Genomic DNA, 6,305 nt, shown 5'->3' on the forward strand with positions numbered 1-6,305 from the left:
TTGGTGCTGATTGGGTGATGTCACTAACCGAACTGCGCTGAAATGAGCGGGATTAATCAAGGGATTAATCCATTGGGGGGCTGTCGTGGCATTTCGAGGAAACGTCGCGAGTTGCCGGTGCCGCGCTCAATACGGCCGCCCATCCTTATGCATCATCCGCCACAACCCATCCGCCCCCAGCACGGCAGCGAGGTCGTCCTCCGGATACGCCACCGCATCCCCCTCCACCCGGTTGCCGACTTCCAGAATCACCACGTCCTCGTCCGACGTGTTCTCCAGATGGTGCACCTCGCCCCCGGCCGGAAAGCCGGTGCACATGCCGGCCGTCATCACATACGACGCATCGCCCCGGTGCAGCGTGACGGTGCCCTTGAGCACGTACACCCATTCGTCCTGCTTGCTGTGCTGGTGGTGCAGCGCCGACATCGCCCCCGGCGGCAGGGTGGTCAGGTTGACGCCAAAGGCCGTGAGCCCGAACGGGTCGCCCAGCGGGCGCTTGGTCCGCCCGGCCACGCGCGTGGCGAGGTGCTCGGGGTAGTTGGTGGCTGTGGTGCGGGCGGCGGCGTCGGCCGCGACGATGCAGGCGGGTAGGCGGCTCATGGTCGTCCCTTGCGAGGGTGGAGGGTCGGGCCATTCTCGTGACGGCAGGCCGAGGGTGTCAACGTAGACCGAGGGTATCAACCTTCCGCCGAGCTCGTGGGCGGCTCGGGCACCACCAGGTTGGCGTCGCGCGCCAGCCGCCATTGGCCGTCAGCCTCTTTGCGCAGGACCGACAGCGTCTGACCGGAGCGATGCATGACCGGGCCGCCGTCGGGCGGCGTGATGGTGATGCGCAGGTGGTTGCGCAGGTAGGCCACGTTGCCGAAGACCTGCACTTCCTGGATGTCGCTGGTGCCCTCAAAGCGGACATCTTTCATGCCTTCGGACATGGCAGCGAACGCCTGCTTGCCGAACGGCGCCTGGCCGGGCACCAGGAACAGCACGTCGTCGGTCATCAGGTCTAGCACGGCCTGCAGATCGCCGGCCTGGCTGGCGGCGAGCCAGTCGCTGACGAGGGCGCGGATGGCGCGTTCATCGTCGGTCATGGTGGGCTCCATCGAGGCGGGGAGGCCACCACTCTACAACGCTGCCGGGGGCGGGCAGAACCATGGCGCAGCCGCCCCGCTGGCCACCGTACTATTTCTTCGACGGATCGTCCTGCGGATTGACGTAGGTGACGTCGAGCGGCCCCATGCCGTGGATCTGCACCACCGTCGCCGTCTTGGTGAAGGCGTAGTGGTGCGCGCCGCCGGGCACGGAGTGGAAGCCGCCGGTCTTGAGCGCGTGCGCGGCGCCCATGTCCATCATGTCGCCGCCGCCCAGGTAGAGCGTGCCGGAGATGACGGTCAGGTTTTCGGCTTGCGTGTGCCAGTGCGGCGGCACCTTGTAGCCGCCCGGCGTCTTGATGCGGATGACGTACGGGCCCTCCTTGCCCGGGTCGCCGTAGAGCACCGCCAGCTTGGCTCCCTTGGGGAGTGACGGCGGCGCGTCGACCCACTTCATGCCGGCCGGGTTGGTCATGGCCATCCCGGCCATGGCAGTGTCCTGGGCATGGGCCGGCAGGGCGGCGCCCAGGCTCACGAGCAGTGCCGTCGTCAGCAGCGGCAGCCGTGCGGAATGCGTGTTCATCTTCGTCTCCTTCTTGCCTCGGCATCGGCTCGAAGCGGGCGACAACCGGCCGCCGCGTGCATGCGAGGGTGCCTTGCAAGTCATCGTAGTGAGGCGTGCGCGAGGCTGACAAGCACGCAATCGTGCTAGGGCGGGAACGGCGCGCCGAAGGCTCAGGCCGGGTTGAAGCGGTACAGGCGGTAGGCGTGCGGCGCCAGGATCGACAGGTAGCCGTGCACCGCATTGCCGACCAGGCGCCGCAGGGCCACCGCGTCGACGGTGCGAGGGGATGTGAGCAAGGCCTGGGAGACCAGGCTGTACGTCATGGCATTGGCGGCAAAGGCGGCCTCTTCGGTGCGCGCGTCGGCAGGCCAGTCCGCACAGGTGGACAGCATTTCCACCCACAGCTGCACGAACTCGCCATACATGCCGCGGAACGCCTCGATGCCCGACACCTTGCGCTCGACCAGGAACAGCGCCGCCCACGGTTCGGGTTCGGCCAGCGGCGCGGCGGATTGCGCGTCGATCAGGGCATCGACGCGGGCCGGCAGCGGCTCGGCGTGGCTGGCGTCGAGGCTGGCGCGCATGGCGGCGGCAATGGCCTTGATGCGCAGGTGGATGCAGACGGCGGCCAGCGCCTCCTTGCTGGAGAAATATTCGTAGAAGCTGCCGATGCCCACGCCTGCCAATCCGATCACCTGGCGGATCGACACCTTGTCGTAGCCGCGCTCGACCAGCAGCTGAACGAAGGCCTCGCGGATGGCGTCTGCCGTGGCGCGCGCGCGTGATTGCGCGGGCCGGCGGCGATGTGTCTTCTGCGCTGCGGGGGCAGAAGCGGCGGTGGAAGCGGGGGCGTTCTTCATGTCTCCGAAACCCGAACACCTGCGGGCGGGCGCGTTCTTATACTCGTTTCCGACCATGACGCCGCGGGCTTTGCCGTCCGTAGTCGCGTCCAGAACGCCACCCCGGAGACACCCCATGAACTGGAGCACGCACGACGTCACCAACGTGGTGAGGGAACTGCAAGACTATAACCTCTACGCCACCGACCTCGCGCTGCAGGAAGGCGTGCGGCGCGCAGGCGGTGGGGCGCATGAGGCCGAGCTGTCGGCGTACGGTGCCGCGCTCGGCAGCGCCGAGACCATCCGCCTGGCGGAGGAGGCCAACCACTTCAAGCCCGAACTGCACACCTTCGACCGCCAGGGACGGCGCATCGATCGCGTCGAGTTCCACCCGAGCTGGCACGCCATCATGCGCATGGCGCGCGAGCAGAACCTGGTGGCGCAGCCGTTTGCCGACCCACGCCCCGGCGCCTGGGCGGCGTACGCGGCGGGCTTCTCCATGCATGGCCAGATCGAGGCCGGCTCGCAGTGTCCGAACTCGATGACGTTCGCCTGCATCCCGGTGCTGCAGCGCGAGCCTGAGTTGTTCGCGGCGCTGCAGCCCAAGCTGTATTCGCGCACCTATGACGCGCGCGACATTCCGCTCGAACAGAAGGACTCCATCCTGGTCGGCATGGGCATGACCGAGAAGCAGGGCGGCTCCGACGTGCGCGCCAACACCACGCGCGCTGAGCCCCTGCGTGGCGAAGGCCGTGGCGGCGAGTACCTCATCACCGGCCACAAGTGGTTCTTCTCCGCGCCGATGTGCGACGCGCACCTGGTGGTGGCCCGCACCGAGAGCGGCCCGGCATGCTTCTTCGTGCCGCGCTACCGCCCCGACGGCAGCAAGAACGCCGTGCACATCCAGCGCCTGAAAGAGAAGGTCGGCAACCGCTCCAACTCAAGCAGCGAAGTCGAGTTCCAGGGCGCTTGGGGCCGCATGATCGGCGAGGAGGGGCGCGGCATCCCAACCATCATCGAGATGGCGACCTTCACGCGCCTGAACTGCGTGATGGGCAGTACCGGGTTGATCCGCCAGTGTCTGGTGCAGGCCATGCACCACACGCGCCACCGCCACGCCTTCGGCAAGGCCCTGGCCGAGCAGCCGCTGATGCGCAACGTGCTGACTGATATGGCGCTGGAGAGCGAAGCCGCCACGCAGTTGATGATGCGCCTGACCGACGCCTTCGCCCTGGCCAGTGAAGCCCCGCTGCAACGCGCCTACAAGCGCATCGTCACGCCGGCGGCCAAGTTCTGGCTGGCCAAGCGCAGCATCGAGCTGTCGGGCGAGGCGATGGAGGTGTTCGGCGGCAACGGCTACATGGACGAAGGCCCGATGGGCCGCCTGTACCGCGAGACGCCCGTGATCTCCATCTGGGAGGGCTCGGGCAACGTGATGGCGCTCGACATGATGCGCGCCATCAGCCGGGAGCCGCAGGCCATGCAGGCGCTGATGGATGACCTGGCGCCGTTCTGCCACAGCGATGCACGCCTGCGCGAGGCAGCTGCCGCGCTGGTCGCCGGCCTGCGCGCGCAGGGCGAGGCGTCGGAATGGCTGGCGCGGCGGCACGCGCAGTTGCTGGTGCTGCTGGTGCAGGCACGCCTGCTGCGCGAACACGCGCCGGCCGAGGTGGCGGACGGCTTCATCGCCAGCCGTTTCGACGGCCAGTGGGGCGGTGTGTTCGGGCTGCTGCCGGGCGGCATCGCCCACGCCGCCATCCTGGAGCGCGCCTGGCCGGTGTGACGGCCGGCGCGAGCCAACCCGCGCGGGGCCTCGATGCTCCGCGCGCGACAACAGAAGATTCGGAGACGCCCCACCATGAACATCGTTGCGCTGCTGGACGGCAACGTCCGCAAATACCCAGACAAGCCGTTCCTGCGCTACGCCGGCCAGTCCATCACCTACTCGGAAGTCGATGCGCTGTCGCGCCGTGCCGCCAGCGTGTTGGCCGCGCATGATGTGCAGGCCGGCGACCGCGTGGCCGCCATGTGCTTCAACACGCCCGGCTTTGTCGTGTCGATGCTGGGGGCGTGGCGCCTGGGCGCGGTGGTGGTGCCCATCAACCACAAGATGCAGGCGCCGGAGGTTGACTACATCCTTGGCCATGCCCGTGTAAAGCTATGCGTGTTCGACGGGGATCTGGCGCCGGTCATCGCGCGCCTGCAGACGCCGGTGACGCTGTTGAGCACCGGCGCCACGCCCACGGGGTTTGCGTCGCTCGATGCCTTGCAGCAGCAGGCTGCGCCTTTCGATGCGCCGGCGCCGGCTGACGACGCGCTGGCCCAGATCCTCTACACCTCCGGCACCACGGGCCGCCCCAAGGGGTGCATGCTCAGCCACCGCAGCGTCTGCACAACCGCCATGACCTCGGCACTCGCGCTGTCCATGCACCGCGATGAGCGCACGCTGATGGCGATGCCGCTGTGGCACTCGTCGCCGCTCAACAACTGGATGCTCGGCACGCTGTACGTGGGTGGCACCGTGATCCTGCTGCGTGAATACCATCCGCTGCACTTCCTGCAGGCCGCGCAGGACGAGCGCGCCACGCTGTACTTCGGCGCGCCGGTGTCGTATCTGCTGCCGCTGCAGATGCAGATCGACGTGGGCGCATTCGATCTGAGCTCCGTGCGCGCGTGGATCTACGGCGGCGGTCCCATCGGCGCGGAGACCGCCTGCCAACTCGCCACCCTGTACCGCAGCGACCGCTTCTACCAGGTCTTCGGCATGACCGAAACCGGCCCCTGCGGCACCGTGCTGTACCCCGAGGAGCAGATCGCCAAGGCGGGCTCGATCGGCCGCGTGGCCACGCCGGGGGTGGACCTGCGCGTGGTCCGTGAGGATGGCGCGGAGGCCGGCCCGGACGAGATCGGCGAGATCTGGCTCAAGGCCGATTCCACCATGCAGGGCTATCTCGACAACGAGGCCGCCACGCGCGAGGTGCTGCGCGATGGCTGGTACCGCAGCGGCGACCTCGCCCGGCGCGATGCCGATGGCTTCCTGTTCGTGGTCGACCGCAGCAAGGACATGATCATCACCGGCGGCGAGAACGTGTACTCCAAGGAGGTGGAGGACGTGCTGGTGGCGCACCCGGACATCCAGGACGCGGCGGTGATCGGCCGCCCGCATGCGCAATGGGGCGAGACCGTGGTGGCGGTGCTGGTATCCAAGCCTGGCACGCAGCCGGACCCGGAAGCGATCAAGGCCTTCGCCGCCGAGCGCCTGGCGCGCTACAAGGTGCCGCGCGAGTTCGTGATGCGCGATGCGCTGCCGCGCACGCCCACGGGCAAGCTGATGAAGCACGTGCTGCGCGCGGACGTGGTGTAGCGTGGCAGCGGGTCCTCAGTCGGTGACTTCGAACGCCGTGTTGAGCGCGTCCAGCTTGTACGGTGTGCCACGCGGGTGTGCGGTCGCCAGCGCAGTCTGGTCCATCAGCCGCTCACGCAGCGCCGCTAGGTAGTTCGCCCGGTGCTTGCGCAGTACGTAGTCGCGGAAGTTGCTCTGCTCCAGTTCCTGCCAGGCCGCCTGCCGCGCGGCTTCGGAGTGCTCGCGTGCCGCCTGCCGTGCTGCAGTGTCGATGACGGCATTCGCATCGGTCATCCGTTCATAGCCGTAGCGGGCCATGTCGTCTCGCGCGAGCGTCTCAATGATCTCGATCTCGGACAGCGACAGCTGCTGCTTGAATTTGTCGATATTGGCGGCAATCGGCGGAAAGCAGTTCGACGTCCACAGCGCGGAGAGCTGCGAAATCTGCTTCGCCTCGGTCGAGCCCGACACGT

6 protein-coding genes and 1 pseudogene are annotated in these 6,305 nt (G+C 68.0%); 2 read left to right on the plus strand and 5 right to left on the minus strand.

Translation table 11 applies throughout. The annotated features are described in order from the left end of the window. Positions 1 to 126 precede the first annotated feature (126 nt). The 4 genes from QZ609_RS09015 to QZ609_RS09030 all read right to left on the minus strand — a co-directional run bounded on the left by QZ609_RS09015 (position 127) and on the right by QZ609_RS09030 (position 2,510). Entirely contained in the window at positions 127 to 600 is a 474-nt protein-coding gene (locus QZ609_RS09015; RefSeq protein WP_295493496.1) for a cupin domain-containing protein, read from the minus strand. 77 nt (positions 601 to 677) lie between these two features. Then, the gene (locus tag QZ609_RS09020) at positions 678 to 1,085 is read right to left on the minus strand and encodes an SgcJ/EcaC family oxidoreductase (protein ID WP_295493499.1); all 408 of its coding nucleotides are present in this window, start codon (positions 1,083 to 1,085) and stop codon (positions 678 to 680) included. 91 nt (positions 1,086 to 1,176) lie between these two features. Further along, complete coding sequence (locus QZ609_RS09025) at positions 1,177 to 1,668, minus strand: cupin domain-containing protein (RefSeq protein ID WP_295493502.1); 492 nt, start codon at positions 1,666 to 1,668, stop codon at positions 1,177 to 1,179. Between the two features lie 152 nt (positions 1,669 to 1,820). Next, positions 1,821 to 2,510, minus strand: coding sequence for a TetR/AcrR family transcriptional regulator (locus tag QZ609_RS09030; RefSeq protein WP_295493505.1), 690 nt, complete (start codon positions 2,508 to 2,510; stop codon positions 1,821 to 1,823). 115 nt (positions 2,511 to 2,625) lie between these two features. Here QZ609_RS09030 and QZ609_RS09035 point away from each other — a divergent pair, with 115 nt between their 5' ends. Together QZ609_RS09035 and QZ609_RS09040 are read left to right on the plus strand one after the other, a co-directional pair. Beyond that, positions 2,626 to 4,272 (plus strand): acyl-CoA dehydrogenase family protein, encoded by a 1,647-nt coding sequence (locus QZ609_RS09035; RefSeq protein WP_295493507.1) that lies wholly within the window; start codon positions 2,626 to 2,628, stop codon positions 4,270 to 4,272. Positions 4,273 to 4,347: 75 nt separating this feature from the next. Then, positions 4,348 to 5,853 carry an AMP-binding protein gene (locus QZ609_RS09040; protein ID WP_295493509.1) on the plus strand — a complete coding sequence of 502 codons (1,506 nt, stop codon included), beginning with the start codon at positions 4,348 to 4,350 and terminating at the stop codon, positions 5,851 to 5,853. A gap of 15 nt (positions 5,854 to 5,868) precedes the next feature. Here QZ609_RS09040 and QZ609_RS09045 read toward each other — a convergent pair. Continuing rightward, a pseudogene (locus tag QZ609_RS09045) lies at positions 5,869 to 6,305 on the minus strand (sulfotransferase); the annotation flags it as partial.

Origin of the sequence: uncultured Ralstonia sp., assembly GCA_913056305.1 — a bacterium.
In the GTDB taxonomy this organism is placed as follows: Bacteria; Pseudomonadota; Gammaproteobacteria; order Burkholderiales; family Burkholderiaceae; genus Ralstonia.